Genomic DNA, 26969 nt, shown 5'->3' with positions numbered 1-26969 from the left:
GACCTGAGGGTCGCCGTTTTTTTATGCCTTGCGCCAGTTCAGAATCAGCAGCGTCAACACCCCCGCCACAATTCCCCAGAACGCCGACCCGATGGAAAACAACGTCAAGCCTGACGCGGTGACCATAAAGGTGATCAGCGCCGCTTCCCGTTCCTTCGGCTCATTCATGGCGATACTCAAGCCATTGATGATCGAGCCAAACAATGCCAAGGCCGCAATCGACAGCACCAGTTCCTTGGGCAGTGCTGCGAACAATGCCGCCAATGTGGCGCCGAACACGCCTGCAATCCCGTAGAAAACCCCGCACCACACCGCTGCGGTGTAGCGTTTATTGCGGTCTTCATGGGCATGGGGTCCGGTGCAGATGGCGGCGCTGATCGCCGCCAGGTTGATGCCGTGGGAGCCGAACGGTGCCAGCACCAGCGAGGCCAGGCCGGTGGCCGTGATCAGTGGCGAGGCGGGCACGTTGTAGCCGTCGGCGCGCAGTACCGCGACGCCGGGCATGTTCTGCGAGGTCATCGCTACCACGAACAGCGGAATGCCGATGCTGATCGTCGCCGCCAACGAGAAGTGCGGCGTGGTCCAGACCGGCGTCGCCACTTCCAGGTGGAAGCCGCTGAAATCCAGCAAGCCCATCAGCCCCGAGAGCGCGGTGCCGATCACCAGCGCGGCCAGCACCGCATACCGTGGCGAAAGGCGTTTGATGATCAGGTAGGTGAAGAACATCCCCAGCACCAGGCCGGTGCGATGCTGCGCCGCGACGAAAATCTCGCTGCCGATCTTGAACAGGATCCCCGCCAGCAAGGCTGCCGCCAGTGAAGCCGGAATGCGCTTGACCAGCTTTTCAAAGCTGCCGGTCAACCCGCAGAGGGTCACCAGCACCGCGCAGGTGATGTAGGCACCGATGGCCTCGCCATAACTCACGCCGCCCAGGCTGGTGATCAACAGCGCCGCGCCCGGTGTGGACCAGGCAATGGTGATCGGGGTGCGGTAGCGCAGGGACAGGCCGATGCTGCATACCGCCATGCCGATGGAGATTGCCCAGATCCACGAGGAAATCTGTGCGGTGGTCAAGCCGGCAGCCTGGCCGGCCTGGAACATCAGCACCAATGAGCTGGTGTAGCCGGTCATCATCGCGATAAAGCCTGCGACAATGGCCGAGGGAGAAGTGTCGGCCAGTGGGCGCAAAGGCGCTTGGGTGGCGTCGGTCATGGAGAGGTGTTCCTTTTACCTGGGTGTTTGCCGGTGAAGGCGCAGATTCAAGCCTAAACTCAAACGTAACGACTCATTGCAATACAGCCGCTGGCGCAAACAGCCGTACAGTGTGTTGGCGCATTCGGTTGTGTACAATGTGCCCTGTTTTTAGGTGATACTTGCCAGCGACCGTCGCTTGCCGTATTACCGTTAATTCGCCGCCGTTCTCCAAACCCGAGTGCCCATGAACGAACAGTTGCAACCTCTCAAGAAACAACCGCGAGCCGGCAAGGCCGGTCGCAGCGGAACCCAGGACGATATTGTCTACGCGCATATCTTCGAGGCCATCCTCGAACAACGCCTGGCGCCCGGCACCAAATTGAGCGAAGAGGCACTGGGCGAAATCTTCGGCGTCAGCCGCACCATCATTCGTCGCGCCCTGTCGCGCCTGGCCCATGAAGGCGTGGTGCTGCTGCGGCCCAATCGCGGTGCGGTGGTGGCGAGTCCAAGCGTCGAGGAAGCACGCCAGGTATTCCTCGCTCGGCGCCTGGTGGAGCGGGCGATCACGGAGTTGGCGGTACAGCATGCGACCGCCGAACAACTGGCCGAGCTGCGCCAGATGGTCAACGACGAGCGCGACAGTTTCTCCCGTGGTGATCGAGGTGCGGGTATCCGCCTCTCCGGCGAATTCCACCTCAAGCTGGCCGAAGCGGCGAAGAACGCGCCGCTGATCAGCTTCCAGCGCAGCCTGGTGTCCCAGACTTCATTGATCATCGCCCAGTACGAAAGCGGCAATCGCTCGCACTGCTCCTACGATGAACACACCCAGTTGATCGACGCGATTGAAGCGCGGGACGCGACACTGGCGGTGAATTTGATGATGCACCACATGGATCACATCGACAGCAAGCTCAACCTCGATGAGGAAAGCGCGTCGGATGATTTGCATGCGGTGTTTTCTCACCTGCTACAGACTAAAAAGCCTGGGCGCTCTTCTGTAAAACTGTAATTTCCCTGATTCACTTGGGACAAAAATGTGGGAGGGGGCTTGCCCCCGATAGCGGTGGATGAAGTCAGCCTATGTGTAGCTGACCCACTGCAATCGGGGGCAAGCCCCCTCCCACTTTGGTTTTGTGTTGTGGCTGAGATCAGCGTTGGTGTACGAGCTGGCCCGCCGCATACGTCTGCAACACCGTCCGATCATCCCCCAGCGTCATCAGCACAAACAACCTCTCGGCGATGTCGTTCGCCTGTTTCAAGCGATAGCTGAGCAGCGGCGTGGCGTTGTAGTCCAGCACCAAAAAGTCCGCATCCGTACCCGGCCGCAACGTACCGATCTTGTCCTCCAGACGCAGCGCCCGCGCACCACCCAGCGTCGCCAGATACAGCGACTTGAACGGGCTCAACCGAGCGCCCTGCAACTGCATGACCTTGTACGCTTCGTTCAAGGTTTGCAGCAGCGAGAAACTGGTGCCGCCGCCCACGTCCGTACCCAAGCCCACATTCAGTTTGTGCTTCTCAGCCATCGGCAGGTTGAACAAACCGCTGCCGAGGAAGAAGTTCGAGGTCGGGCAGAACGCGACAGCCGAACCGGTCTGCGCCAACCGCGCACATTCGTCATCACACAGGTGCACGCCATGGGCAAACACCGAACGCTCGCCCAGCAGTTTGTAGTGGTCGTACACGTCCAGATAGCCTTTGCGCTCCGGGAACAGTTCCTTCACCCACTCGACTTCCTGCTTGTTCTCACTGATGTGAGTCTGCATGTACAGGTCCGGGTATTCCCCCAACAGTTGCCCAGCCAGCGCCAGTTGCTCGGGTGTGCTGGTCGGTGCAAAACGCGGGGTGACCGCGTAGTGCAGGCGGCCCTTGCCGTGCCAGCGTTCGATCAGCGCCTTGCTTTCCTGGTACCCGGATTCGGCTGTGTCTGTCAGGTAGTCCGGCGCATTGCGGTCCATCATCACTTTGCCGGCAATCATGCGCAGGTCGAGTTTCTCGGCCGCTTCGAAGAACGAGTTCACCGACTGCGGATGCACGCTGCCGAACACCAACGCCGTGGTGGTGCCGTTGCGCAGCAGTTCCTTGATGAAAATATCCGCGACTTCATCGGCGTGGGCCTTGTCGGCGAACTGGCTTTCACACGGAAAGGTGTAGGTGTTGAGCCAGTCCAGCAGTTGCTCGCCATAGGCGCCGACCATGCCGGTTTGCGGCAGGTGGATATGGGTGTCGATCAGGCCGGGAGTGATCAGCGCGTCCTGGTAATGGGTGACTTCAATATCGGCCGCCAAGGTCGGCAGTAGGTCGCTAGCATGGCCGACGGCGCTTATCTGGCCGTTGTCGATTACCAGCAGGCCGTCTTCAAAATACTCGTAGGACGCTTCGATCCCAACGATGGCGGGGTCGGCGATGCTGTGCAGGATGGCGGCGCGGTAGGCTTTGCGAGTCAAAGGCATGGTGATCTCAATTTGTGGCTTGGCTGCGGCGTGACACCGGCAGCAGTTTGGCAATCGGTTCGGCGCTCGCAGTGTGCTGGCCGAAATTGGCGTTATAGGTGGCGATGATTTCGCCGGCGATGGAGATGGCGATTTCCACCGGTAATTTGCCCTTCACCTCGGTGAGGCCCATAGGGCAGCGCATGCGTTGCAACTGCGCGGCATCGAAGCCACGGTCACGCAGGCGGTGTTCGAACTTGACGCGTTTGGTCTTGGAGCCGATCAGGCCGAAGTAGGTGAAGTCGTTGCGCTTGAGCAGAGCGGCGGTGAGTTCCAGGTCCAGCGCGTGATTGTGGGTCATGACGATGCAGTAACTGCCCACGGGCAAGTCGGCAATTTCGTCGACCGGTTCTTCGCTGACGATTTTACGCACGCCCTGGGGGATATGTTCCGGGAACTCCTGATCACGGGAATCGATCCAGCGCACGCGGCACGGCAGGCTCGCCAGCAGTGGCACCAGTGCGCGGCCGACGTGGCCGGCGCCAAATACCGCAATCTGTGCCTGCACCTGGCCCATGGGTTCGAACAGCAGCACGGTCACGCCGCCGCAGCACTGGCCCAGGCTGGCGCCGAGGCTGAAGCGCTCCAGATGGGTGCTTTGCTGGCCGCGCACGAGCATGTCCCGGGCGATTTGCATCGCCTTGTATTCCAGATGCCCGCCACCAATGGTGTCGAAGGTCTGCGCGGCGCTGATCACCATCTTCGAACCGGCATTGCGCGGCGTGGAGCCGAGCTCTTCGATGATGGTCACCAGTACGCAGGGTTCGCCCTGGTTTTGCAGGTCGGCGAGGGCGCTGATCCAGTTGTTCATAGTCACCTCTTGTGGTGTCTGTCAGGCCGTCATCGGGGGCAAGCCCCCTCCCACATTTGATGGCATTCACAGATCAAAATGTGGGAGGAGGCTTGCCTCCGATGGCAGCGCCTCGGTCCTAAAGCGGAGCCATCTCGGTTTCGGTTTCAACCGGCACAACCGCCTGCAACTTGCGCATCTGCTCACACCCCCACAGCACCCGCTCCGGCGTTGCCGGCGCATCAATCTTCGGCTGATGGCGATAGTCACCCAGGCTCGCCACCGCATCCTTGATTGCACACCAAGACGCGATCCCGAGCATGAACGGCGGCTCACCCACGGCCTTGGAATGGAACACCGTGTCTTCCGGGTTTTTGCGGTTTTCCACCAGCTTCACCCGTAGGTCCAACGGCATGTCCGCCACCGCCGGGATCTTGTAACTGGCCGGGCCGTTGGTCATCAGCTTGCCCTTGTTGTTCCACACCAACTCTTCCATGGTCAGCCAGCCCATGCCCTGGATAAAGCCGCCTTCCACCTGGCCGATGTCGATGGCCGGGTTCAGCGAGGCGCCCACGTCATGCAGGATGTCGGTGCGCAGCATTTTGTATTCGCCGGTGAGGGTGTCGACGATCACTTCGCAGCAGGCCGCGCCGAATGCGAAGTAATAGAACGGCCGCCCGCGTGACTGGCTGCGGTCGTAGAAGATTTTCGGGGTCTTGTAGAAGCCAGTGCTCGACAGCGAGACCTGGGCGAAATACGCCTGTTGAATCAACGCCTCAAAGGTCAGGATCTGGTCGCGCACGCGCACATGGCCGTTGTGGAATTCCACGTCCGCCTCACTCACGTCGTATTTGCGCGCGGCAAACTCCACCAGCCGTTGCTTGATGGTTTCGGCGGCATTCTGTGCGGCTTTGCCGTTCAGGTCCGCACCGCTGGAGGCAGCGGTCGGCGAGGTGTTGGGCACCTTGTCGGTGTTGGTGGCGGTGATCTGTACGCGGTCGATTTCCACCTGAAACACTTCGGCCACCACTTGCGCGACCTTGATGTTCAAGCCCTGGCCCATCTCGGTGCCGCCGTGGTTCAGGTGGATGCTGCCGTCGGTGTAGATGTGGATCAGCGCACCGGCCTGATTAAGAAAACTGGCGGTGAACGAGATGCCGAATTTCACCGGGGTCAGCGCCAGGCCCTTTTTCAGGATCGGGCTGTGGGCGTTGTACAGGCGGATCGCTTCGCGGCGCTCGGCGTATTGGCTGCTGGCTTCCAGTTCGGCGGTCATCTCTTCGAGCATGTTGTGCTCGACGGTCTGGTAGTAGTGGGTGACGTTGCGCTCGGTCTTGCCGTAGTAGTTGGCCTTGCGCACCGCCAGCGGGTCCAGCGCCAGATGGCGGGCGATGGCGTCCATCACTTCTTCGATGGCGACCATGCCTTGGGGGCCGCCGAAACCACGATAGGCGGTGTTGGACGCGGTGTTGGTCTTGCAGCGATGGCCGTTCACCGTGGCATCGCCCAGGTAATACGAGTTGTCGGCGTGGAACATGGCGCGGTCGACAATCGAGTTGGACAGGTCCGGCGAGCAGCCGCAGTTACCGGCCAGCTCCAGGTTGATCCCATGCAGGCGGCCGCTGTCGTCGAAGCCCACGTCGTATTCGATATAGAAGGGGTGGCGCTTGCCGGTCATCAGCATGTCTTCCACACGCGGCAGGCGCATCTTGGTCGGCTGGCCGGTGAGGCGTGCGACCACCGCACACAGGCACGCCGGGCTCGCGGCCTGGGTTTCCTTGCCGCCGAAACCACCGCCCATGCGGCGCATGTCGACGACGATTTTGTTCATCGACACATCCAGCACTTCGGCCACCAGCTTCTGCACTTCGGTGGGGTTTTGCGTGGAGCAGTAGACGATCATGCCGCCGTCTTCGGTGGGCATCACCGAGGAAATCTGGGTTTCCAGGTAGAAGTGCTCCTGGCCACCGATGTGAAGGGTGCCCTGGATACGGTTTTTCGCCGTGGCGAGTGCGCCGGCCGAATCGCCGCGCTGGTGTGTGTGGCTGTCGAGCACGAAGTGTTTGTTGCGGTACGCCTCGACCACATCCAGCACCGGCTCCAGGTCTTCGTATTCGATCACGGCGGCCATGGCGGCCTTGCGTGCGGTGTCCAAATCCCGGGCGGCTACGGCGAGCACCACTTGGCCGACAAACTGCACCGTGTCGATGGCCAGCAGCGGGTCGCCGGGCATCAGCGGGCCGATGTCTTTCAGGCCCGGCACGTCTTCGTGAGTGATGGCGATGCGCACGCCTTCGAAGGCGTAGCAAGGCGCGGTGTCGATGCTGATGATCCGGGCGTGGGCGCGGTCGGACATGCGCGCATACAGGTGCAATTGGTTGGGGAATTCCAGGCGGTCATCGATGTACTGCGCCTCGCCGCTGACGTGCTTGGCGGCGCTGTCATGCTTGACGCTGCGACCGACCCCGGACGTCAGGTCCTGGGCGAACAGTTCGGCGAGTTCGGCCTGGGTTTTTTCCACGGCGTGATGGTTAGACATAAGCGGTCACCCGAGTCTCGATGTGCGACGTTTGCAGCTCGATGAAGTATTTGCGCAGCAGGTTCTGTGCGCTGAGCAGGCGGTATTCCTTACTGGCGCGGAAGTCCGACAGCGGGGTGAAATCCTCGGCCAGGGCGGCGCAGGCTTTCTCCACGGTGGCAGCGTTCCAGGTGGCGCCGACCAATGCGGCTTCGCAGCGCTTGGCGCGTTTAGGCGTGGCGGCCATACCGCCGAAGGCCACGCGAGCTTCGCCGATCACGCCGTTATCGAGCTTAAGGTTGAAGGCTGCGCACACGGCTGAAATATCATCGTCCAGGCGCTTGGAAACCTTGTACGCCCGGAACAGTGTGTGGCCCTTCGGCACGATGATTTTCTCGATGAATTCGCTGTCCTGGCGTGCGGTCACGCGGTAATCAATGAAGTAGTCCTCCAGCGCCAGGGTACGGCGCACATCGCCTTTGCACAGCACGATCTGCGCGCCGAGGGCGATCAGCAGCGGCGGCGAATCGCCAATCGGCGAGGCGTTGCCGATATTGCCGCCCAAAGTGCCCTGGTTGCGGATTTGCAGGGACGCGAAGCGGTGCAGCAACTCGCCGAAGTCCGGGTATTCGTGGTGCAGCGCGGTGTAGCAGTCGGACAAAGCGGTGGCGGCGCCGATTTCCAGGCGGTCGTCGAAGGCTTCGATGCGCTTCATTTCTTCGATGTTGCCGACATAGATCATCACCGGCAGCGTGCGATGGAACTGGGTGACTTCCAGCGCCAGATCAGTGCCGCCGGCAAGCAGGCGGGCTTGCGGGTAGGCGTCATAGAGGTCGGCCAGGTCGGCCACGGTCAGCGGCACCAGGCAGCGTTTGTCGCCGCTGTTGAGTTCGCCGGTCTGGGTCGGCGCAATGGCTTTGAGGCGCGCGATGGTCTCGGCCTGGCGGCTGTCGAACTGATCCACGGGTTTGTTGCAGCAGGCCTGCTCGGCGGCGGCCAGAATCGGGCGGTAGCCGGTGCAGCGGCACAGGTTGCCGGCCAGGGCTTCGTGGGCCTTTTGGCTGTCGGGGGCGTCGCTGTTCTTTTGCAGGGCGAACAGCGACATCACAAACCCAGGGGTGCAAAAGCCGCACTGCGAACCGTGGCACTCGACCATGGCCTGCTGCACGCTGTGCAATTGGCCTTGGTGCTTGAGGTCTTCGACGCTGATCAGTTGCTTGCCGTGCAGCGACGACACAAAGGTCAGGCACGAGTTAAGGCTGCGATAACGAATCTGCTCGACGCCTTGATCGTCGCAATGCAACTCGCCGACCACCACGGTACACGCACCACAGTCGCCGCTGGCGCAGCCTTCCTTGGTACCGGATTTGCCCACGTGCTCGCGCAGATAGTTGAGCACGGTCAGGTTGGGGTCCAAGGCGTGCTCGCTACGGAGTTCCTGGTTGAGTAAAAACTGGATCACGGAAGGCCTCGCAGACTCATTATTGTTGTTAACCGCTTTGCGCCGAATCTAGTCATGTCTGACTTTTCGGTCAATGGTTTTCTGACCTAAGGGTCAAGAAAATGCGATCACAACACATTCAATTATGGTCCAGTCTTCTAGAACCGGCGTTTTTTGCGGGCTGGCGCCGCTCAACCGCTGCTTGTTTCATGCCAAATTCGCCACGGTGGGCGTAGCGCCATCAGCCAGCCAATGCGCTACACTGCCGCGCTTGTACCGATAGAAGATTTTGAAGGGAAAACATGACGTTCAAGGCGCCGGACAGTCTCGCCGAGCAAATCGCTCACCACCTCGCCGAACGCATCATTCGCGGCGATCTCAAGCCTGGGGAACGCATCCAGGAACAGAAAGTCACGCTGGCGCTGAATGTCAGCCGTGGTTCCGTGCGCGAAGCCTTGCTGATCCTCGAACGGCGCCACCTCATCGCGATCCTGCCACGCCGTGGTGCCCACGTGACCGAGCTCACCGCACACAAGGTCCAGAGCCTGTGCACGCTGATGAGCGAGCTGTACATCCTGCTCGGCAATGCCGTCGCTGAAGGCTGGCAGACCCAGGCCGACATGGCGCCGTTCGTGCAGATCCAACAGCGCCTGGTGACCAATTTCGAGCGTGAGGACATCCGCGCCTTCGTCGAAGAATGCTTCAACGTGATGCGCGCCGCGTACCCCTTTGCCAATAACCCTTACCTGCAGGAAACCGTCGAGAACCTGCAACCGGCGATGAACCGTGCCTATTACCTGGCCCTGGATCAGCGCAAGGCGTCCATGAGCGAGTACCTGGCGCTGTTCGAGCAACTGCTCGCCGCCGTGCTGGCCCGTGACGTGCCGCAGATTCGCCAGGTGCTGTCGGCCTACTGCCAGCGCAGCAGCTCGCTGGTCATCGCAGCGTTGGCGGACGCCTAAGCGTGCGGCTCAAGTGCATCAAGCTGGCGGGGTTCAAATCCTTCGTCGACCCGACCACGGTGAACTTCCCCAGTAACATGGCGGCAGTGGTCGGGCCCAATGGTTGCGGTAAGTCGAACATCATCGACGCTGTACGTTGGGTGATGGGCGAGAGCTCGGCCAAAAACCTGCGCGGCGAGTCGATGACCGACGTCATCTTCAACGGCTCCACCAGCCGCAAGCCGGTGAGCCAGGCCAGTATCGAGCTGGTGTTCGATAACTCCGACGGCACCCTGATCGGCGAATACGCGGCCTACGCGGAAATCTCCATCCGCCGCAAAGTCACGCGCGACAGCCAGAACAGCTACTTCCTCAACGGCACCAAGTGCCGTCGACGCGACATCACCGATATCTTCCTCGGCACCGGCCTGGGCCCGCGCAGCTACTCGATCATCGAGCAGGGCATGATCTCCAAGCTGATCGAAGCCAAGCCCGAAGACCTGCGTAACTTCATCGAAGAAGCGGCCGGCATCTCCAAGTACAAGGAGCGCCGCCGCGAGACTGAAAACCGCATCCGCCGTACCCACGAAAACCTCGCCCGCCTCACCGACCTGCGCGAAGAGCTGGAGCGCCAGTTGGAACGCCTGCACCGCCAGGCCCAGGCCGCCGAGAAGTATCAGGAATACAAAGGCGAAGAACGCCAGCTCAAGGCGCAACTCTCGGCCCTGCGCTGGCAGGCGCTGAATGAGCAGGTGGGGCAGCGCGAAGCAATTATCGGCACCCAGGAAATCAGTTTCGAAGCACTGGTGGCCGAGCAGCGCAACGCCGATGCCAGCATCGAGCGACTGCGCGACGGGCACCATGATCTGTCCGAACGCTTCAATCTGGTGCAAGGCCGCTTCTATTCGGTGGGCGGCGATATCGCCCGCGTCGAGCAAAGCATCCAGCACGGCCAGCAGCGCCTGCGCCAATTGCAGGACGATCTCAAGGAAGCCGAACGCGCGCGGCTGGAGACTGAATCCCACCTGGGCCACGACCGCACCTTGCTGCTGACGCTGGGTGAAGAGCTGGACATGCTCACCCCCGAGCAGGAAATTACCAGCGCCGCTGCCGAAGAAGCCGCAGCGGCGCTTGAAGAATCTGAAACCACCATGCACGGCTGGCAGGAGCAGTGGGACGCTTTCAACCTGCAATCGGCCGAACCGCGTCGCCAGGCCGAGGTGCAGCAGTCGCGCATCCAGCAACTGGAGACCAGCATGGAACGCCTGGCCGAGCGCCAGCGTCGTCTGCAGGAAGAGCGTGTGCTGCTCGCCGCCGACCCGGAAGACGCGGCGATCATGGACCTCAGCGAGCAGCTCGCCGAAAGCGAGATGACCCTCGAAGAGCTGGAAGCCAGCGAAGAGCAGCAAGTGGAGCGCCTGGAGCAATTGCGTCAGCAACTGCAACAGGCAACCCAGGCCCAGCAACAGGCCCAGGGCGATTTACAGCGGCTTAACGGGCGGCTGGCGTCCCTTGAAGCCTTGCAGCAAGCCGCGCTGGACCCTGGCACCGGCACCGCCGAATGGCTGCGCGACCAGCATCTGGCCGAGCGCCCGCGCCTGGCGGAAGGCCTGAAGGTCGAAGCCGGTTGGGAGCTGGCGGTGGAAACCGTGCTCGGCGCCGATCTGCAAGCAGTGCTGGTGGATGATTTCGGCGGCTTTGACCTGGCCGGGTTTGCCCAGGGCGACCTGCGATTGCTTAGCCCCGCCGCCGATGGCACGCGGGTGCCGGGTAGCCTGCTGGACAAGGTCGAGGCCGCGATTGACCTGTCGCCATGGCTGGGCCAGGTCAAACCGGTGGATTCTCTGGAGCAGGCCCTGGCCCAGCGCGGTCAGTTGGCGGCCGGTGAAAGCCTGATCAGCCGCGACGGCTACTGGGTCGGCCGGCATTTTTTGCGGGTGCGCCGCGCCAGTGAAGCCGAGAGCGGCGTGCTGGCCCGTGGCCAGGAAATCGTCAGCCTGATCGCCGAGCGCGAAGAGCGTGAAGCCACCCTCGAAAGCCTGGAAACTGAATTGCAGACCCTGCGCGCCACCCAGCGCCAGCAAGAGACCGGTCGCGAACACCTGCGCCGCCTGTTGCAGGACGAGGCGCGCCAGCAAGGCGAACTCAAGGCGCAACTGTCGGCGAGCAAAGCCAAAGCCGAGCAACTGACCCTGCGCCGCACCCGTCTTGATGAAGAAGTCGCCGAGATGGGCGAGCAACGCGCCCTGGAACACGAACAGATCGGCGAAGCGCGCCTGCACTTGCAGGAAGCCCTCGACAGCATGGCCCTCGACACCGAGCAGCGCGAACTGCTGCTGGCCCAGCGCGACAGCCTGCGCGAACGCCTTGACCGCGTGCGCCAGGAAGCCCGGCAGCACAAGGATCACGCGCACCAACTGGCGGTACGCCTTGGCTCGCTGCGTGCCCAGCATGATTCGACACGCCAGGCCCTGGAGCGCCTGGAGATGCAATCCGAACGCCTCACCGAAAAGCGCGAGCAACTGAGCCTCAACTTGGAGGAGGGCGAAGCGCCGCTGGAAGAGTTGCGCCTCAAGCTCGAAGAGTTGCTCGACAAGCGCATGACCGTCGACGAAGAACTCAAGACCGCACAGATCGCCCTGGAAGATGCCGACCGCGAGTTGCGCGATGCGGAAAAGCGTCGGACTCAAGCCGAGCAGCAATCCCAACTGATCCGCGGCCAGCTCGAACAACAGCGCATGGAATGGCAAGCCCTGACCGTGCGCCGCAAAACCCTGCAAGACCAGTTGCTGGAAGACGGCTACGACCTGCACGGCGTGCTCAACACCCTGACCGCCCAGGCCAACGAGAAAGACGCCGAAGAAGAGCTTGAGCGCATTGCTGCACGGATCCAGCGCCTGGGCGCGATCAACCTCGCGGCCATCGATGAATATCAGCAGCAGTCCGAGCGTAAACGTTATCTGGATGCCCAGGACGCCGATCTGGTCGAAGCCCTGGACACCCTGGAAAACGTGATCCGCAAGATCGACAAGGAAACCCGTAACCGCTTCAAAGATACCTTTGATCAGATTAATAGCGGTTTACAGGCGTTATTCCCAAAAGTTTTCGGCGGTGGCAGCGCTTACTTGGAACTGACGGGCGAAGATCTACTCGATACAGGGGTAACGATCATGGCGCGGCCTCCGGGCAAGAAGAACAGCACCATCCATTTGTTGTCCGGCGGCGAAAAAGCCCTGACCGCACTGGCCCTGGTATTTGCCATCTTCAAGTTGAACCCGGCGCCGTTCTGCATGCTCGACGAAGTTGACGCACCGTTGGATGACGCGAACGTTGGACGCTACGCACGACTGGTCAAAGAGATGTCCCAGACCGTGCAGTTCATCTATATCACCCACAACAAGATCGCCATGGAAATGGCTGATCAGTTGATGGGCGTGACGATGCATGAACCGGGCTGTTCGCGTTTGGTCGCGGTGGATGTCGAAGAAGCGATGGCGATGGTGGAATCTTGAGTTGCGCCATGACAGAAAGTTTTCAGCGCGTTGAAGGGTGATTTACCGGTCTAGGGAAAGTGGCAAATGGACATATTTGTTCAAGGCATTTTGACAGACGGTGTAAAGTTATCTTTGGTCGTGCTAGTTTAATGTCAATTTTTCGTGTGCGTGGGCAAAACGTCAGTCAGAACATAGAGTTGGCGCCACGTTTTAAAGCGGTTTGCACGGTGCTAAACCCCTTATTTTTCAGCATTTTTTATTAGAGGCACGGGATTACATGGAAATCGGTCTGCGCGAGTGGCTGATCGTCATCGGCATTATTGTCATTGCCGGTATTCTTTTTGATGGCTGGCGCCGCATGCGCGGTGGCAAGGGCAAGCTCAAATTCCGTCTGGACCGCAACCTGTCCAACTTGCCTGACGACGACGGCAGCGCCGAGCTGTTGGGGCCGCCCCGTGTGCTGGATACCCATAAAGAGCCGCAGCTGGACGAACACGACTTGCCGTCGATGAGCGCGCCGTTGCGTGAAGCCCGTGAACCGTCTTCCAAGCGTGGCAAGCGCGCCAACGCCGCCGTGGCCGAGCCCCATCAGGGTGACCTGAACCTCGACGTCGACGAAGGCCCGAGCTTCAGCAGCCGCGACGATGATTTCCCGGACGAAAACGTCGGCAAGACCAGCAGCGCCGCGCGCCAGTCGGTCAATGATCAGCCTGCCGCCGAAGAAGTCCTGGTGATCAGCGTGATCTGCCGCGACGCCGCCGGCTTCAAAGGCCCTGCGCTGTTGCAGAACATCCTCGAAAGCGGCCTGCGTTTTGGCGAGATGGATATCTTCCACCGTCACGAAAGCATGGCCGGCAACGGCGAAGTGCTGTTCTCCATGGCCAACGCGGTCAAGCCGGGCACTTTTGATCTGGACGACATCGACCTGTTCAGCACGCCGGCGGTAAGCTTCTTCCTCGGCCTGCCAGGCCCGCGTCACCCGAAACAAGCGTTCGACGTGATGGTGGCCGCAGCCCGCAAGCTGTCCCAGGAACTCAACGGCGAGCTCAAGGACGACCAGCGCAGCGTCCTGACTGCCCAGACCATCGAACATTACCGTCAGCGTATCGTCGAGTTCGAGCGTCGCGCCCTGACACAGAAACGCTGAGGTTCGATCTTAAGCGTTGTCTGTAGAATCCGTGCACTAACATATTGAGCAGCTTCGGCTGCTCTTTTGCTTTATGAGAGAACACCCATGACCGCCGCCCATACCCGCATCCTCGAACTGCGCGCTGAACTGGATCAGCACAACTACCGTTACCACGTCCTCGACGAGCCGAGCATTCCGGACGCCGAGTACGACCGGCTGTTCCACGAGCTCAAGGCTCTGGAAGCCGAGCATCCGGACCTGGTCACGCGGGATTCGCCGACGCAGCGGGTCGGCAGTGCGGCGTTGTCGGCGTTTACTCAGGTCAAGCACGAGATTCCGATGCTCAGCCTGGGCAACGCCTTTGATGAAACCACCATGCTGGAGTTTGATCGCCGGGTGACCGAAGGGCTCGACCTGCCGGTGGGTGATCTGTTTGGCGGTGGCGCAGCGGTCGAATACAGCTGCGAACCCAAGCTGGACGGCCTGGCGGTCAGCCTGCTGTATCAGGATGGCGAGCTGGTACGCGGCGCCACCCGTGGCGATGGCACCACGGGTGAGGACATCAGCGTCAACGTGCGCACGGTGCGCAACATCCCGCTGAAGCTGCATGGCACCGGCTGGCCGGCGACCCTGGAAGTGCGCGGTGAAGTGTTCATGTCCAAGGCCGGTTTCGAGCGGCTCAACGCCTCGCAGCTGGAAGTCGGTGGCAAGACCTTCGCCAACCCGCGCAACGCCGCCGCCGGCAGCCTGCGTCAGTTGGATTCGAAGATCACCGCCAGCCGCCCGCTGGAATTCTGCTGCTATGGCGTGACCACGGACATCAGCGACACCCATATCGGCAACCTGCAACAGTTGCAGAAATGGGGCATGCCGATCAGCCATGAGCTGAAGCTGGCCAAGGGTATCCAGGATTGCCTCGACTACTACCGGGATATCGGCGAGCGGCGTAACAGCCTGCCCTATGAAATCGACGGCGTTGTCTTCAAGGTCAACAGCATTGCCGCCCAGCGTGAACTGGGCTTCCGCGCCCGTGAACCGCGCTGGGCCATCGCCCATAAATTCCCGGCCCTGGAAGAGCTCACCGAACTGCTCGACGTGGAATTCCAGGTCGGCCGCACCGGGGCCGTCACCCCGGTGGCACGCCTGAAGCCGGTCAAGGTCGCGGGTGTGACCGTGTCCAACGCCACCTTGCACAACATGGACGAAGTGGCGCGCCTGGGCGTGATGATCGGCGATACAGTGATCATCCGCCGCGCCGGTGATGTGATCCCGCAAGTGGTGTCCGTGGTGCTTGAGCGCCGTCCGGCCGATGCCCGCGCAGTGCCGATCCCCGAGCGTTGCCCGGTGTGCGGCTCCCACGTGGAGCGCACGCAACTGGTCAAGCGCAGCAAGGGCAAGGAAACCATCAGTGAGGGCGCGGTGTACCGCTGCGTTGGGCGGCTGGCCTGTGGGGCGCAGCTCAAGCAGGCGATCATTCATTTCGTCTCGCGCCGGGCCATGGACATTGATGGCCTCGGCGACAAGACCATCGAGCAACTGGTGGATGAAAAACTCATCGGTTCGCCAGCCGACCTCTACAAGCTAAAGTACGAGCAGATCATCGACCTGGAAGGCTTCGCCGATGTTTCCAGCAAGAAGCTGATCGCCGCCATCGAAAACAGCAAGACGCCGACCCTGGCGCGCTTTATCTACGCCCTGGGCATTCCGGATGTGGGCGAGGAGACCGCCAAGGTGCTGGCGCGCTCCCTGGCTTCTCTGGAGCGCGTGCAGCAGGCCTTGCCGCAAGTGCTCACGTACTTGCCCGACGTGGGCCTGGAAGTGGCGCACGAGATCCACAGCTTCTTTGAAGACACTCATAACCAGCAGGTAATCGGCGCACTCCTGTCGCCAAACGAGTGTGGGCTGCAATTGCAGGATCAGGGCGACCTCAGTGCCGAGTTCGCCGCCAGCACCACACTGGGCGGGTTGCTCGACAAACTGCACGTACCGTCCGTGGGCCCTGGCGCCGCGCAGAAACTGGCGGACAAGTTCGGCACACTGGAAGGTGTGATCAAGGCCGACTGGCTGGACATGCGCCAGGCGTTGCCCGAGAAGCAGGCCAAGGCTGTGCGCGACTTCTTCGACAACCCGGACAACGCTAACCTTGCCCTGGCCATCGAGCAGCAGCTCAAGGACTTCGGCATGCACTGGCAAAGCGAGAAAAAGGTCGTCGAAGGTTTGCCGGAGGCCGGACACACCTGGGTCCTCACCGGCTCCCTGGAGCTGATGAGCCGCGACGTGGCCAAGGAGAAACTCGAAAGCCTCGGCGCCAAGGTGGCCGGTTCTGTCTCGGCGAAAACCCACTGCGTGGTGGCGGGGCCGGGCGCGGGTTCGAAGTTGGCCAAGGCCAGCGAGCTGGGCCTCAAGGTGCTGGACGAAGAAGCCTTCGTAGCCTTCCTGGCCAAGCACAACATCACCGTCTGACGTGGCATGGTTTTCTGTAGTGAGCGGGCTTGCCCCGCGCCGGGCTGCGCAGCAGCCCTGTAGGAAAGTGGAACGATCCCAAGCGCTAAATGATCTAGTCTCAGTCACCTAGGGAGAGATCGCCATGTTCCGCTACTTCGAGCAACTCAGTTCGCGCATCGCCGCACCGTTCATGGCCGAATCCTCGCGTAACAGCAAGGTCTGGCAGTGCCGTTGCGGCCAGTCCTTGTTCTTTCGCAACAGCCAATGCCTGGCCTGCGCAGCGCTGCTGGGCTACCAACCCCAGCAAAGCCGCCTGTCCTCATTGCAGCCCGGCCCCGTCGATGGCACCTGGTTGCAGGACGACAACCTGGACGCCGGCGCCTTTCGCCGTTGTGCCAACCTCGACACCCCGGCCGCCTGCAACTGGCTGATCCCGGCCCACAGCACCGCACCGCTGTGCGTGGCCTGTAGCCTCAATCGCACCATTCCCGACCTGTCGATCCCGGAAAACCCCGAACGCTGGCGCAAGGTGGAAACCGCCAAGCGCCGGTTGGTGGCGCAACTGATCAGCCTGGGCCTGCGCGTCGTGCCCAAGAGCGTTGACGAAGACACCGGCCTGGCCTTCGACTTCGTCGGTATCGACCTGGAAGGCAACGCGCCCATGACCGGCCACGCCAACGGCCTGATCACCCTCGACATCAAGGAAGCCGACGACGCCCACCGCGAGAAAATCCGTGTACAGATGCGCGAGCCGTACCGCACCTTGCTCGGTCACTTTCGCCATGAAGTCGGCCATTATTACTGGGACCGCCTGATTGCCAATACCCACTGGCAGCAACCTTTTCGCACCCTGTTTGGCGACGAACGCGCCAGTTACGCCGACGCCCTCGACCAGCATTACCAGAATGGCCCGCGTCCGGACTGGCAGCAAACCTGCGTCAGCGCCTACGCCACCATGCACCCGTGGGAAGACTGGGCCGAAACCTGGGCCCACTACCTGCACATGATGGACGCCGTCGACACCGCCCTGGGCTTTGGCATGAGCGCCCGTGAGATGGACCTGGATTATCAACCGTTCCCCCTCACCACGCTGTATGACCCCGAACACCCCAGCGGCCCGGCATTCCTGTCGTTCGTCAACGCCTGGATCGAACTGGCCGGCATGCTCAATGAACTGTCACGCGCCATGGGCCAGCCGGATTTCTACCCGTTCGTGCTGCCACCGGCGGTGATCGCCAAGCTGCACTTCATCCACCTGGTGATCCAGGAAGAGGGCGGCCGGGCGGATGAGGTACTGCAGGCACAATGATCAGCCAATGAGGGAGACGCTGGTGACCATGGCAAGTGCTTGAACCCCTTCATATTTTTAATCCGTCACCAACGGTTGTAACTTCCGATGAGATCGGTACAATGGCCCCGCTTGCCGAGAGGCAGGCGTCGTTATGGTGACCCCATCGGTCCCCCCGCAACGATTACCCGTGAACCTGGTCAGAGCCGGAAGGCAGCAGCCACAGCGGGAACATTGTGTGCCGGGGTGTGGCTGGTGGGGTTGCCTCCATAACGCTCTTCCTTGCAATACCCCCTTCGATTCAAATCCAAATTATTTATTTTCAGTCAACTGCCATTGTTTTATTGCGCGGTCGATGACGGCTGTTTCACAACTTTCCAAACCCTCTCTGGACAACCCCAGACCGCCTTGTTAGTTTGCGCCGGCCACTTGTTTCAGAGTGTGACAAGGGTACTGATTTGATATTGAAGTGCTATCACTTCTTTAACTAACAAGGATGTCTGTGATGAAAAGCCTGCAAGGGTTACCCCGTCTTATCACTGCGTCGGTAGGTGCGGCCGGTAAAGCCCGAAACTTGCCTGCCGATGTTCAGTGCATCCAGTATTTATTCAATTTGATCATTCCCAAGATGGGGTTCCCGCTGGCTGAAAACGGCAAGTGCGACGGCCAGTTGGTGCAGTGCATCAGCCAGTATCAGTTCCGTCATCTCAAGTATGCCCACCCTGATGGCGTGATCGACCCCACCGGCCGCACCTTCAACAGCCTGATCGAAGAAGCGGTGAAAGTGCCGGTGAAGGCCTTTCCGAGCATGCGCATCCCGACTTTTCTCAACGTGTTCGGCAACAATCAGGGCGATGCGGTGCAGGCCACGGTCAACGTGTACCTGGACCGCATGCGCGCGATGATCGAGGCCGAGCGGCGTAACCGGCAATTGATGCTCCAGGCCACGTGCGACGGGGGCATGACCCTCAGCGAAACGGACTTCCAGAACGCCGCCACGCAACTGGGCAGCGGTATTTCGGTGAATATCATCAAGGCGTTCGCAACCGTGGAGTCGGGCGGGCGCTCCGGCTTCGGGCCGGCCAAGTTGCCGGTGATCGCCTTTGAAGGGCACCTGTTTCGCAAATACACCAAGCACATCTACGACCAGGCGCACCCGCTGCTGTCCTACCCCTACAAGAAAAAGGCCGGGCCGCAGTGGCAGGCGAACAACAAGGACCAGGCCAAGGCCTGGGAAACCATGGCCACCGCATTTGCCCTGGACCAGGAAGCCGCCTTGATGTCGGCTTCGTGGGGCATGTTCCAGATCATGGGCTTCAACTTTGCGTCGTGCGGTTACAAGACGGTGTTTGAGTTTTCGGCGGCATTAAAGGTCAATGCCGGCAATCAACTAAAGGCATTCCTCGGCTTTTGCAGCAAAAGCCCGTCGCTGATGAAAGCCATGAAGGCCAAAGACTTTACCGGCATGGCGCGTAACTATAACGGTGAGGACTACGGCAACTACGACGTCCTTATGCAAAAAGCCTACGAAAAACTTGAAGGGAAAAAATAGGATGATCCGTTTACTCGCGATAGGTGTGTTGTCGTTGTGCGCTGTGGCGCCAGCCATGGCCGGTTCGGCCGCGCTGCATTCGGGCAAGTACGAAGGGCTGATGCTGGCGGTGACGCCGGAGCATCAGGTCGAAGGTTTCTACGCAGAATCAATGGGTGAGGGCGTAACACGCAGTTGTGCGTTCTACCTGCAAGGCAAGCCCGGCGCGCTCACCACCTGGCTCGACGACGCCTACCCTGGCAGCGTGGCGCCGTCGTCCGACGGCGTGACCCTGACCGTGGAGGAAGGCCGTCAGCATCCCGGCTGCATCAACGTCCTGATGCCGGAGATTGCCACCGGCCTGGACCTGACCCAGACCGCCAGCAAGCAGTGGATCGGTCTGGTCACTGTATCTGTCGACAAGGCTTACCTGCAGAAAACACCGGGCGCCAAGGTGGCCAAGCGCCCCTATATCGTCAAGAACGATGTGGTCGGTGTGCTGGCGTTCAAGGATGGCTGGGCCCAGGTTGAGTTCGTCAATGCTGACGACCGCTCGTTCAAGGGCTGGATCAGTCAGGATCAGTACGCGCGGTTGGCTGCACCCAAAAGCTGATCTCCATCAGCCGAACGTTTCGCGCAACAGCCCCGCAAACGCATCCCGCGCCAAGTGGCGCTGGGTGTCCTTGTGCCAGAACAGCAGGTTGTCCACGGCCTGCAATTCGTCAAACCGATAGGACGCCAATTGATTGGCCTGCTCATAGCGGGCCAGGATGCCTTCCGGTGCCAGCGCCACGCCAATTCCCGCACTCACGCAGCCGATAATCGTGCCCCAGCTGGCATAACTGGCGATGGCCGGCTTGACGTCATGGGGCTTGAGCCAGTTTTCCAGCGCCGCCCGGTAAGGGCAGCCCGATGGCCACACCAGCAGGGTACGGCCCGCCAGGTCTTCGGCACTGTGGATCGGCGCGCTGGACGCGCTGGCGATCAGCACCAGGCGTTCGCTGTAGACCACGCTGTGTTCAAGTTTGGAGCGCTTGTTGCTGGCGGCCACCAGTGCCACATCCAGGCGATGGTGGTGCAGATCGTCGAGTAACTGAGCCCAGGCGCCGGTCACCAGTTCCAGGCTGACATCCGGGTAGCGTCGATGGTATTCCGCCAGCAGCGGTGGCAGGCGGCCGCTCGCGCTGGACTCCACGGCGCCGATGCGCAAGGTGCCACGGGGGATGGCATTGGCGTCCACCGCGCGCTTGGACTCCTCCACCAACGCGAGAATGCGTTCGCAGTAGTCCAGGAAAATTTCGCCGGCCGCGCTGATGGCCAGCCCACGCCCGGCACGGATAAACAGCGGCGTGCCCAACTCGCTTTCCAACTGCTTGATGCGTGTGGTGATGTTGGACGGCACGCAGTGCAGTTGCACGGCCGCCTGGGCCACGCTGCCGGTTTGCGCGACGGCTCGCACCATTTTCAGTTGGGCCAGTTCCATTGCTCAGTTCCGCTGATTTCAGAAGTCAGAAACACTTAATTGTCCTACGGCATGCCGGGGCCAAGACTGATGGCATTCCTTCTTAGTTTCTGGACGCCATCGATGAACACCCCGTCACCCGTGAAGCTTACGCTAGTCATCGCCAGCGTGATCCTCTGTTGGGCCTATTCGCCGATTGGTGTGCACATGGGCTTGCACAGCTACAGCCCCGGTCATCTGGCGTTGCTGCGGTTTCTGATTGCCTCGGTGTTCATGGGCGGTGTGGCGCTGGTGGTCGGTATCGGTCGGCCGCGCCTGCGGGATGTACCGTGGTTGTTGGTACTGGGTTTTTTCGGCGTTTTCTTGCACCACATGAGCCTCAATGCCGGGCAGCAATGGGTGATGGCGGCGGCGTCCAGTGTATTGGCGCAGTCGGCGCCCTTGTTCAGCGTGCTGATCGCGTTTTTCTGCTTGAAGGAGCGGGTCAGCGCCTGGCGTTGGGGCTGCGTACTCTCGGGGTTGTTCGGTGTGCTGGTGGTGATCTGGGGCGACCAGGGCGTAGGTGATATCGACCCGCGGGGATTGCTGATCCTGCTGGCGGCGTTGTCGTGGAGCGTGTATTTCGCCATTCAGAAGCACTACGCCCTTCGCTACAGCCCGCTGACCCTCGCGTGCTACATGGTGTGGGTGGGCACCCTGATGCTTTGCGTCAATTTGCCTGGCTTGCCGGCGGCCGTTGTGCGAGCGCCGTTGCCGGAGAACCTGGCGGTGCTGGTGCTGGGTATTTTCCCCAGCGCCCTGGCCTACCTGGCCTGGGGCTATGTGCTCAAGTATGTCGAGGTGAGCCGCGCATCGGTGGCGATGTACCTGATTCCGCCGGTGGCGATGGTGATGGCCGCAACGCTGCTGGGTGAACAGATTGCACGGCAGGTGGTGCTCGGTGGGGTGATGGTGCTGGCCAGTGTGGCCGCCATCAGTCTGGAAGGGCGCTGGAGGCGGGCTGTCCGGTATACAACTGGATAATGTCGTCGATCTCCCCCGACATCTTCATCTGCAACAACGTGCGCAAAATCCTCTGCACCGGCACGTCCGGGTCATTGCGCACGATGCAGCCCAGGTTTTGCTCGTTGATCACCGCCACTTTGTGCAGCCGTCGGCCGACGGGCATGTTCTGGTTGAACCGGTCCAGGATCCACTCATTGATAACCGCATATTTGAAGCGCCCGGCCACCAGCTTGTGCAGCACCTGCTCTTCACTGCGGGCATCGTCGCGGGTGAGTTGGCCGCTGGCAAACAGCGGGTCGAGGGTGGCGTAGCGGTAATTGAGCACCGTGCCGATGGCCTGGGGCGCCAACTGGGGGAGGGACACCGCCTGCACTGGGATGTGCGTGCTCACCAGTACGTTGCGCTGCACCATCAGCGGCAGGCTCCAGGTGTAATTGCCGGAAAAATTATCGACCCACGCCTGGGTGACATAACAGCGCACATCAACCTCGCCGTGTTCCATGGCGGCTGCGATGCGTGCCCGGGCCAGCACCTTGAACTGCGCCGGGTGGCCGACCTGGGTGGCCAGGCTCAACATCACGTCATACAAAATACCCTGGGTTGGCCGACCGTTCTCCAACTGCACCATGGGCATCGCCCAACTGTCGGAAACCGAGAAACGCAACGGTGCAGGCGCCGCCAGGCAGGCCGTGGTCATCATCCATAAAGCGCCCAGGACTACGCGCATACACTCTCCGGGTTCAGGCCTTTGAGGGGCCAGTCAGGACAGCTTAGTCAGATTAGGCGAGCGTGCCGGATGCAATTTCCCCCTTGCTCCGCTAGCATTACCGGCTTCCGCTTCCCAGTTGCGACGGTTTTCGATGAGTTATCAGGTTCTTGCACGTAAATGGCGTCCGCGCTCGTTCCGCGAAATGGTCGGCCAGACCCATGTGCTCAAGGCTCTGATCAATGCCTTGGACAGCCAACGGCTGCACCACGCCTACCTGTTCACCGGTACGCGCGGGGTGGGCAAGACCACCATTGCGCGCATCATCGCCAAATGCCTGAACTGTGAAACCGGTATCACTTCGACGCCCTGCGGGACTTGCTCGGTGTGCCGGGAAATCGACGAAGGGCGTTTTGTCGACCTGATCGAAATCGACGCCGCGAGCCGCACCAAGGTCGAAGACACCCGCGAACTGCTCGACAATGTGCAGTACGCGCCGAGCCGCGGCCGCTTCAAGGTCTACCTGATCGACGAAGTGCACATGCTGTCCAGCCATTCCTTCAACGCGCTGTTGAAAACCCTGGAAGAGCCGCCGCCCTACGTCAAATTCATCCTGGCCACCACCGACCCGCAGAAACTTCCCGCAACGATTCTGTCGCGGTGCCTGCAGTTCTCCCTGAAAAACATGACCCCCGAGCGTGTGGTCGAGCATTTGACCCACGTGCTGGGCGTCGAGAACGTACCGTTCGAAGACGACGCGTTGTGGCTGCTCGGCCGCGCCGCCGATGGCTCGATGCGTGATGCCATGAGCCTCACCGACCAGGCCATCGCCTTTGGTGAAGGCAAGGTCATGGCCGCCGATGTGCGCGCCATGCTCGGCACCCTCGACCATGGCCAGGTGTTCGACGTGCTGCACGCCCTGATCGAAGGTGACGCCAAGGCATTGCTCGAAGCCGTGCGCCACCTCTCCGAGCAAGGCCCGGACTGGAACGGCGTGCTCTCGGAAATCCTCAATGTGCTGCACCGCGTTGCCATCGCCCAGGCCTTGCCTGAAGGTGTCGACAACGGCCATGGCGACCGCGACCGCGTGTTGGGTCTGGCTCAGGCGTTGCCGGCCGAAGATGTGCAGTTCTACTACCAGATGGGCCTGATCGGCCGTCGCGACCTGCCCCTGGCGCCGGACCCACGTGGTGGCTTTGAGATGGTCTTGCTGCGGATGCTGGCCTTCCGGCCCGCCGATACGGCCGACGCGCCGAGACAGCCGCTAAAGCCAGTGGGGATCAGCCAGGCCACAGTTGATTCCGCCAAACCAGTGGCTGGCGCGGCGGTGGTTGCGCCAGTGGTCGCGGCCCCTGCGCCTGTTGCGCAGGCTCCTGAGCCTGAGCCCGTTGTGGTCGCGCCAGTGGTTGAGCCGGCACCGGTGGTGGAGCCGGAACCTGCGCCCGTGGTCGATCTGCCCTGGAACGACCCGGTAGAGGCCGAAGCCGAGCCCGAGCAGCAGCCCGCCGTGGAGCCTGTACTGGAAACCACTGGCGAGCAGCCCGAATTGACCCCGATGCCCGCGCCAACGCCGGACAGCGTGGTGCCGGATGCCCCGGAGTGGGTGTCCGCACCGGTCCCTGAGCCGACCGTCGCTCAGGTTGAAGCCGCAACCCCAGGCATCGACCTCGACGACGAGCCGCCGCTTGATGAAGACTACATCGAGCCGGACATGGATTCGGCCTACAGCTACCTGGACGACCTTGCCAGCGAACACACTGCCGAGCCGGCCCCCGAGCCCGAAGCAGAGCCTGCCGCAGCCCCGGCCACCGGCCTGGCGTTGCAATGGCTGGAACTGTTCCCGAAACTGCCGATCTCCGGGATGACCGGCAGCATCGCCGCCAACTGCACACTGATTTCCATTGATGGCGACCACTGGCTGTTGCACCTGGACCCGGCCCACAGCGCCCTGTTCAACGCGACCCAGCAGCGTCGCCTCAACGATGCGCTGAACCAGTACCATGGGCGCACGCTGACCATCGCCATCGAGTTGATCAAGCCCGAGCAGGAAACCCCGGCCCAGGCCGCGACCCGCCGGCGTATCAACCGTCAGCGCGAGGCTGAGGATTCGATCCACGCAGACCCGCTCATCCAGCAAATGATGCAACAGTTTGGGGCGGTCGTCCGTCACGATACTATTGAACCTGTCGAAGCCCCGGTGCCCCAAGCGTCATGACACCGGGCTACTAACTTGATCCACGTACTTTTGAGGTGATTCCCATGATGAAAGGTGGCATGGCCGGCCTGATGAAGCAGGCGCAGCAGATGCAGGAAAAGATGGCCAAGATGCAGGAAGAACTGGCCAACGCCGAAGTCACCGGTAAAGCCGGTGGCGATATGGTCAGCGTGGTGATGACCGGTCGTCACGACATCAAGCGCGTGAGCATCGACCCAAGCGTGCTGCCGGGCGTGGGTGAAGATGACCTGGAAATGCTTGAAGCGCTGTTCGCCGCGGCCGTCAACGACGCCGTGCGCAAGATCGAAGCCAACAGCCAGGAAAAAATGGGCGCCGCGACCGCCGGCATGCAACTGCCGCCGGGCATGAAGATGCCGTTCTGATTATCCAGCGTTAGCTAGACTCCAATGCCAGGCCCAGTGCCTGGCATTTTTGTTTGTGCCGCTTCAATCAAACCCCGATCGAACCCTGGCACGGCACCGATGGTCTGCACCCTATACCGATCAATTCGATAAGGAGCCCCCTGATGCCTCAAGAACTGACCCTGAACCAACGCATCGTGCTGGTCTCGCGGCCCCAAGGCGCGCCCACTCCGGAAAACTTTCGCCTGGAACGCGTGAGCCTGCCGGAGCTGGCGGACGGCCAGGTCCTGCTCAAGACCCTCTACCTGTCCCTCGATCCCTACATGCGCGGGCGCATGAGCGACGCACCTTCCTATGCCGCACCGGTGGAAATCGACGAGGTGATGACCGGTGGTGCTGTCAGCCGTATCGAGCAGTCGCGTAATCCAAAATTCGAAGTGGGTGATCTGGTGGTCGGCGCTACGGGTTGGCAGAGCCACAGCATTTCTGACGGCCGCAACCTCATTCCGGTGCCCAAGGGGCTGGCGAGCCCATCCATGGCACTTGGTGTGCTGGGCATGCCCGGCATGACCGCCTACATGGGCCTGATGGACATCGGCCAGCCCAAGGCCGGCGAAACCTTGGTGGTGGCTGCGGCATCCGGTGCGGTCGGCTCGGTAGTGGGGCAGGTGGCCAAGCTCAAGGGCTTGCGTGTGATCGGTATTGCGGGCGGCGCCGACAAGTGCCGCTATGTGGTGGACGAGCTGGGCTTCGATGCCTGTATCGACCACAAGAGCGCAGACTTCGCCGATCAACTGGCCCAGGCCTGCTTCAAGGGCGTGGACATCTATTTCGAGAACGTCGGCGGCAAGGTATTCGACGCCGTGCTGCCCTTGCTCAACCCCAAGGCGCGCATTCCCCTGTGCGGCCTGATTGCCGGCTACAACGCCCATGAAGCCCCCAGCGGCCCTGATCGCCTGCCGGCGCTGCAACGCACCTTGCTGACCAAGCGGGTACGCATCCAGGGCTTTATCGTGTTCGACGACTACGGTGATCGCCAGCCCGAGTTCCTCAGTGCCATGGCGCCTTGGGTGCGTGATGGCAAGATCAAGTTCCGCGAGGACGTGGTCGATGGCCTGGAGCAGGCGCCCGAAGCCTTTATCGGTCTGCTTGAAGGGCGCAACTTCGGCAAGTTGGTGGTGCGGGTCGCGCAGGATTGAGGATTTGACGCTAATCCGGGGCGCGGGTATAAACCGCGTCTCGTTGTTTTGTCGGACCAATGCCCATGAGCTTCAGCCCCCTGATTCGCCAACTGATCGACGCCCTGCGCACGTTGCCGGGCGTCGGCCAGAAAACCGCCCAGCGCATGGCGCTGCAACTGCTGGAGCGTGATCGCAGCGGCGGCACCCGGTTGGCCCAGGCCCTGAGCCAGGCCATGACGGGCGTCGGCCACTGCCGCCAATGCCGCACCCTCACCGAAGAAGACCTCTGCCCGCAATGCGCCGACCCGCGCCGCGACGACACGTTGCTGTGCGTGGTGGAAGGCCCGATGGACGTCTACGCGGTGGAGCAGACCGGCTATCGCGGGCGCTACTTTGTACTCAAGGGGCACCTGTCGCCGCTCGACGGCCTGGGCCCGGAAGCCATCGGCATTCCGCAACTGGTAGCGCGGATTGAAGAGCAGGGCACCTTTACCGAGGTGATCCTGGCCACCAACCCGACCGTGGAAGGCGAAGCCACCGCCCATTACATCGCTCAACTGCTGAGCAACAAAGGCCTGATCACTTCGCGTATCGCCCATGGCGTTCCGCTGGGGGGCGAGCTGGAATTGGTGGATGGCGGCACCCTGGCCCACTCCTTTGCCGGTCGCAAGCCCATCGCCCTCTGACGATCAGCGCAGGGCTGAAAATGTGGGTGTCTCAGTCAACACATTCTTTGGCTGAGACACTGCATCGGGGGCAAGCCCCCTCCCACATA

20 protein-coding genes and 1 other RNA gene are annotated in these 26969 nt (G+C 61.6%); 14 read left to right on the top strand and 7 right to left on the bottom strand.

Translation table 11 applies throughout. From position 1 onward, the window contains the following. Positions 1 to 21: 21 nt before the first annotated feature. Complete coding sequence (locus tag DNK50_RS24055) at positions 22 to 1212, bottom strand: benzoate/H(+) symporter BenE family transporter (RefSeq protein WP_099582690.1); 1191 nt, start codon at positions 1210 to 1212, stop codon at positions 22 to 24. Positions 1213 to 1438: 226 nt separating this feature from the next. On the opposite strand from DNK50_RS24055, the gene DNK50_RS24050 reads away from it, so the two are divergent. Further along, the gene (locus DNK50_RS24050; protein WP_017134778.1) at positions 1439 to 2203 is read left to right on the top strand and encodes a GntR family transcriptional regulator; all 765 of its coding nucleotides are present in this window, start codon (positions 1439 to 1441) and stop codon (positions 2201 to 2203) included. A gap of 139 nt (positions 2204 to 2342) precedes the next feature. On the opposite strand, the gene guaD is transcribed toward DNK50_RS24050, so the two are convergent. The 4 genes from guaD to xdhA form a co-directional block, all read right to left on the bottom strand. Beyond that, a complete protein-coding gene (guaD, locus tag DNK50_RS24045) occupies positions 2343 to 3647 on the bottom strand; it encodes a guanine deaminase (protein WP_112196444.1) in 1305 nt (434 codons plus the stop codon). Between the two features lie 7 nt (positions 3648 to 3654). Further along, positions 3655 to 4497, bottom strand: a complete 843-nt coding sequence (xdhC, locus tag DNK50_RS24040) for a xanthine dehydrogenase accessory protein XdhC (protein WP_099582688.1) — start codon at positions 4495 to 4497, stop codon at positions 3655 to 3657. Between the two features lie 118 nt (positions 4498 to 4615). Beyond that, positions 4616 to 7015 (bottom strand): xanthine dehydrogenase molybdopterin binding subunit, encoded by a 2400-nt coding sequence (xdhB, locus tag DNK50_RS24035; protein ID WP_099582687.1) that lies wholly within the window; start codon positions 7013 to 7015, stop codon positions 4616 to 4618. After that, positions 7008 to 8456, bottom strand: a complete 1449-nt coding sequence (xdhA, locus tag DNK50_RS24030) for a xanthine dehydrogenase small subunit (RefSeq protein ID WP_112196443.1) — start codon at positions 8454 to 8456, stop codon at positions 7008 to 7010. The genes xdhB and xdhA overlap by 8 nt, the downstream gene beginning before the upstream one ends. A gap of 281 nt (positions 8457 to 8737) precedes the next feature. Between xdhA and DNK50_RS24025 the strand changes: the two genes are divergently transcribed. The 8 genes from DNK50_RS24025 (at position 8738) to DNK50_RS23990 (ending at position 19876) form a co-directional block, all read left to right on the top strand. After that, a complete protein-coding gene (locus DNK50_RS24025; protein ID WP_099582685.1) occupies positions 8738 to 9397 on the top strand; it encodes a GntR family transcriptional regulator in 660 nt (219 codons plus the stop codon). Positions 9398 to 9399: 2 nt separating this feature from the next. Beyond that, positions 9400 to 12888 carry a chromosome segregation protein SMC gene (gene smc, locus DNK50_RS24020; RefSeq protein ID WP_112196442.1) on the top strand — a complete coding sequence of 1163 codons (3489 nt, stop codon included), beginning with the start codon at positions 9400 to 9402 and terminating at the stop codon, positions 12886 to 12888. A gap of 259 nt (positions 12889 to 13147) precedes the next feature. After that, complete coding sequence (zipA, locus tag DNK50_RS24015) at positions 13148 to 14017, top strand: cell division protein ZipA (protein WP_099582683.1); 870 nt, start codon at positions 13148 to 13150, stop codon at positions 14015 to 14017. A gap of 87 nt (positions 14018 to 14104) precedes the next feature. Next, the gene (gene ligA, locus DNK50_RS24010) at positions 14105 to 16462 is read left to right on the top strand and encodes an NAD-dependent DNA ligase LigA (protein ID WP_112196441.1); all 2358 of its coding nucleotides are present in this window, start codon (positions 14105 to 14107) and stop codon (positions 16460 to 16462) included. Between the two features lie 124 nt (positions 16463 to 16586). Further along, positions 16587 to 17753, top strand: a complete 1167-nt coding sequence (locus DNK50_RS24005; RefSeq protein ID WP_099582681.1) for a putative zinc-binding metallopeptidase — start codon at positions 16587 to 16589, stop codon at positions 17751 to 17753. Between the two features lie 143 nt (positions 17754 to 17896). Then, positions 17897 to 17993: signal recognition particle sRNA small type (gene ffs / locus DNK50_RS24000), an RNA gene on the top strand. A 244-nt stretch (positions 17994 to 18237) separates the two neighbouring features. Then, complete coding sequence (locus DNK50_RS23995) at positions 18238 to 19284, top strand: N-acetylmuramidase family protein (protein WP_112196440.1); 1047 nt, start codon at positions 18238 to 18240, stop codon at positions 19282 to 19284. A 1-nt stretch (position 19285) separates the two neighbouring features. Next, complete coding sequence (locus DNK50_RS23990) at positions 19286 to 19876, top strand: hypothetical protein (RefSeq protein ID WP_112196439.1); 591 nt, start codon at positions 19286 to 19288, stop codon at positions 19874 to 19876. Positions 19877 to 19882: 6 nt separating this feature from the next. Here the strand turns inward: DNK50_RS23990 and DNK50_RS23985 are convergent, their stop codons facing one another. Then, on the bottom strand, positions 19883 to 20746 hold the full coding sequence (locus tag DNK50_RS23985) for a LysR family transcriptional regulator (RefSeq protein ID WP_112196438.1): 864 nt from the start codon (positions 20744 to 20746) through the stop codon (positions 19883 to 19885). 102 nt (positions 20747 to 20848) lie between these two features. Between DNK50_RS23985 and DNK50_RS23980 the strand changes: the two genes are divergently transcribed. Continuing rightward, the gene (locus DNK50_RS23980; RefSeq protein ID WP_112196437.1) at positions 20849 to 21748 is read left to right on the top strand and encodes a DMT family transporter; all 900 of its coding nucleotides are present in this window, start codon (positions 20849 to 20851) and stop codon (positions 21746 to 21748) included. Here DNK50_RS23980 and DNK50_RS23975 read toward each other — a convergent pair. After that, positions 21699 to 22457 (bottom strand): ABC transporter substrate-binding protein, encoded by a 759-nt coding sequence (locus DNK50_RS23975; protein ID WP_112196436.1) that lies wholly within the window; start codon positions 22455 to 22457, stop codon positions 21699 to 21701. The genes DNK50_RS23980 and DNK50_RS23975 overlap by 50 nt on opposite strands. 133 nt (positions 22458 to 22590) lie before the next feature. Here DNK50_RS23975 and dnaX point away from each other — a divergent pair, with 133 nt between their 5' ends. The 4 genes from dnaX to recR all read left to right on the top strand — a co-directional run bounded on the left by dnaX (position 22591) and on the right by recR (position 26880). Beyond that, positions 22591 to 24651 (top strand): DNA polymerase III subunit gamma/tau, encoded by a 2061-nt coding sequence (dnaX, locus tag DNK50_RS23970; RefSeq protein ID WP_112196435.1) that lies wholly within the window; start codon positions 22591 to 22593, stop codon positions 24649 to 24651. 44 nt (positions 24652 to 24695) lie between these two features. Continuing rightward, on the top strand, positions 24696 to 25034 hold the full coding sequence (locus DNK50_RS23965; RefSeq protein ID WP_099582674.1) for a YbaB/EbfC family nucleoid-associated protein: 339 nt from the start codon (positions 24696 to 24698) through the stop codon (positions 25032 to 25034). 143 nt (positions 25035 to 25177) lie between these two features. Further along, positions 25178 to 26212, top strand: a complete 1035-nt coding sequence (locus tag DNK50_RS23960; protein WP_099582673.1) for an NADP-dependent oxidoreductase — start codon at positions 25178 to 25180, stop codon at positions 26210 to 26212. A 65-nt stretch (positions 26213 to 26277) separates the two neighbouring features. After that, positions 26278 to 26880 (top strand): recombination mediator RecR, encoded by a 603-nt coding sequence (gene recR / locus DNK50_RS23955; protein ID WP_032887656.1) that lies wholly within the window; start codon positions 26278 to 26280, stop codon positions 26878 to 26880. The last annotated feature ends 89 nt before the right edge of the window (positions 26881 to 26969 follow it).

It is taken from the genome of Pseudomonas sp. LG1E9, from assembly GCF_003290225.1.
Taxonomy (GTDB): domain Bacteria; phylum Pseudomonadota; class Gammaproteobacteria; order Pseudomonadales; family Pseudomonadaceae; genus Aquipseudomonas; species Aquipseudomonas cyclaminis.
Note: the sequence above shows the minus strand (reverse complement) of the source record. Positions and strands in the feature narration are given on the sequence as shown.

Coding starts and splice junctions, on each gene's coding strand:
- xdhB (WP_099582687.1), bottom strand. CDS start 7,015: ATGTCTAACCATCACGCCGTGGAAAAAACCCAGGCCGAACTCGCCGAA.
- DNK50_RS24055 (WP_099582690.1), bottom strand. CDS start 1,212: ATGACCGACGCCACCCAAGCGCCTTTGCGCCCACTGGCCGACACTTCT.
- DNK50_RS23975 (WP_112196436.1), bottom strand. CDS start 22,457: ATGCGCGTAGTCCTGGGCGCTTTATGGATGATGACCACGGCCTGCCTG.
- DNK50_RS24050 (WP_017134778.1), top strand. CDS start 1,439: ATGAACGAACAGTTGCAACCTCTCAAGAAACAACCGCGAGCCGGCAAG.
- zipA (WP_099582683.1), top strand. CDS start 13,148: ATGGAAATCGGTCTGCGCGAGTGGCTGATCGTCATCGGCATTATTGTC.
- guaD (WP_112196444.1), bottom strand. CDS start 3,647: ATGCCTTTGACTCGCAAAGCCTACCGCGCCGCCATCCTGCACAGCATC.
- xdhC (WP_099582688.1), bottom strand. CDS start 4,497: ATGAACAACTGGATCAGCGCCCTCGCCGACCTGCAAAACCAGGGCGAA.
- DNK50_RS24005 (WP_099582681.1), top strand. CDS start 16,587: ATGTTCCGCTACTTCGAGCAACTCAGTTCGCGCATCGCCGCACCGTTC.
- DNK50_RS23990 (WP_112196439.1), top strand. CDS start 19,286: ATGATCCGTTTACTCGCGATAGGTGTGTTGTCGTTGTGCGCTGTGGCG.
- DNK50_RS23960 (WP_099582673.1), top strand. CDS start 25,178: ATGCCTCAAGAACTGACCCTGAACCAACGCATCGTGCTGGTCTCGCGG.
- DNK50_RS23995 (WP_112196440.1), top strand. CDS start 18,238: ATGAAAAGCCTGCAAGGGTTACCCCGTCTTATCACTGCGTCGGTAGGT.
- ligA (WP_112196441.1), top strand. CDS start 14,105: ATGACCGCCGCCCATACCCGCATCCTCGAACTGCGCGCTGAACTGGAT.
- DNK50_RS23965 (WP_099582674.1), top strand. CDS start 24,696: ATGATGAAAGGTGGCATGGCCGGCCTGATGAAGCAGGCGCAGCAGATG.
- DNK50_RS23980 (WP_112196437.1), top strand. CDS start 20,849: ATGAACACCCCGTCACCCGTGAAGCTTACGCTAGTCATCGCCAGCGTG.
- DNK50_RS23985 (WP_112196438.1), bottom strand. CDS start 20,746: ATGGAACTGGCCCAACTGAAAATGGTGCGAGCCGTCGCGCAAACCGGC.
- dnaX (WP_112196435.1), top strand. CDS start 22,591: ATGAGTTATCAGGTTCTTGCACGTAAATGGCGTCCGCGCTCGTTCCGC.
- recR (WP_032887656.1), top strand. CDS start 26,278: ATGAGCTTCAGCCCCCTGATTCGCCAACTGATCGACGCCCTGCGCACG.
- DNK50_RS24025 (WP_099582685.1), top strand. CDS start 8,738: ATGACGTTCAAGGCGCCGGACAGTCTCGCCGAGCAAATCGCTCACCAC.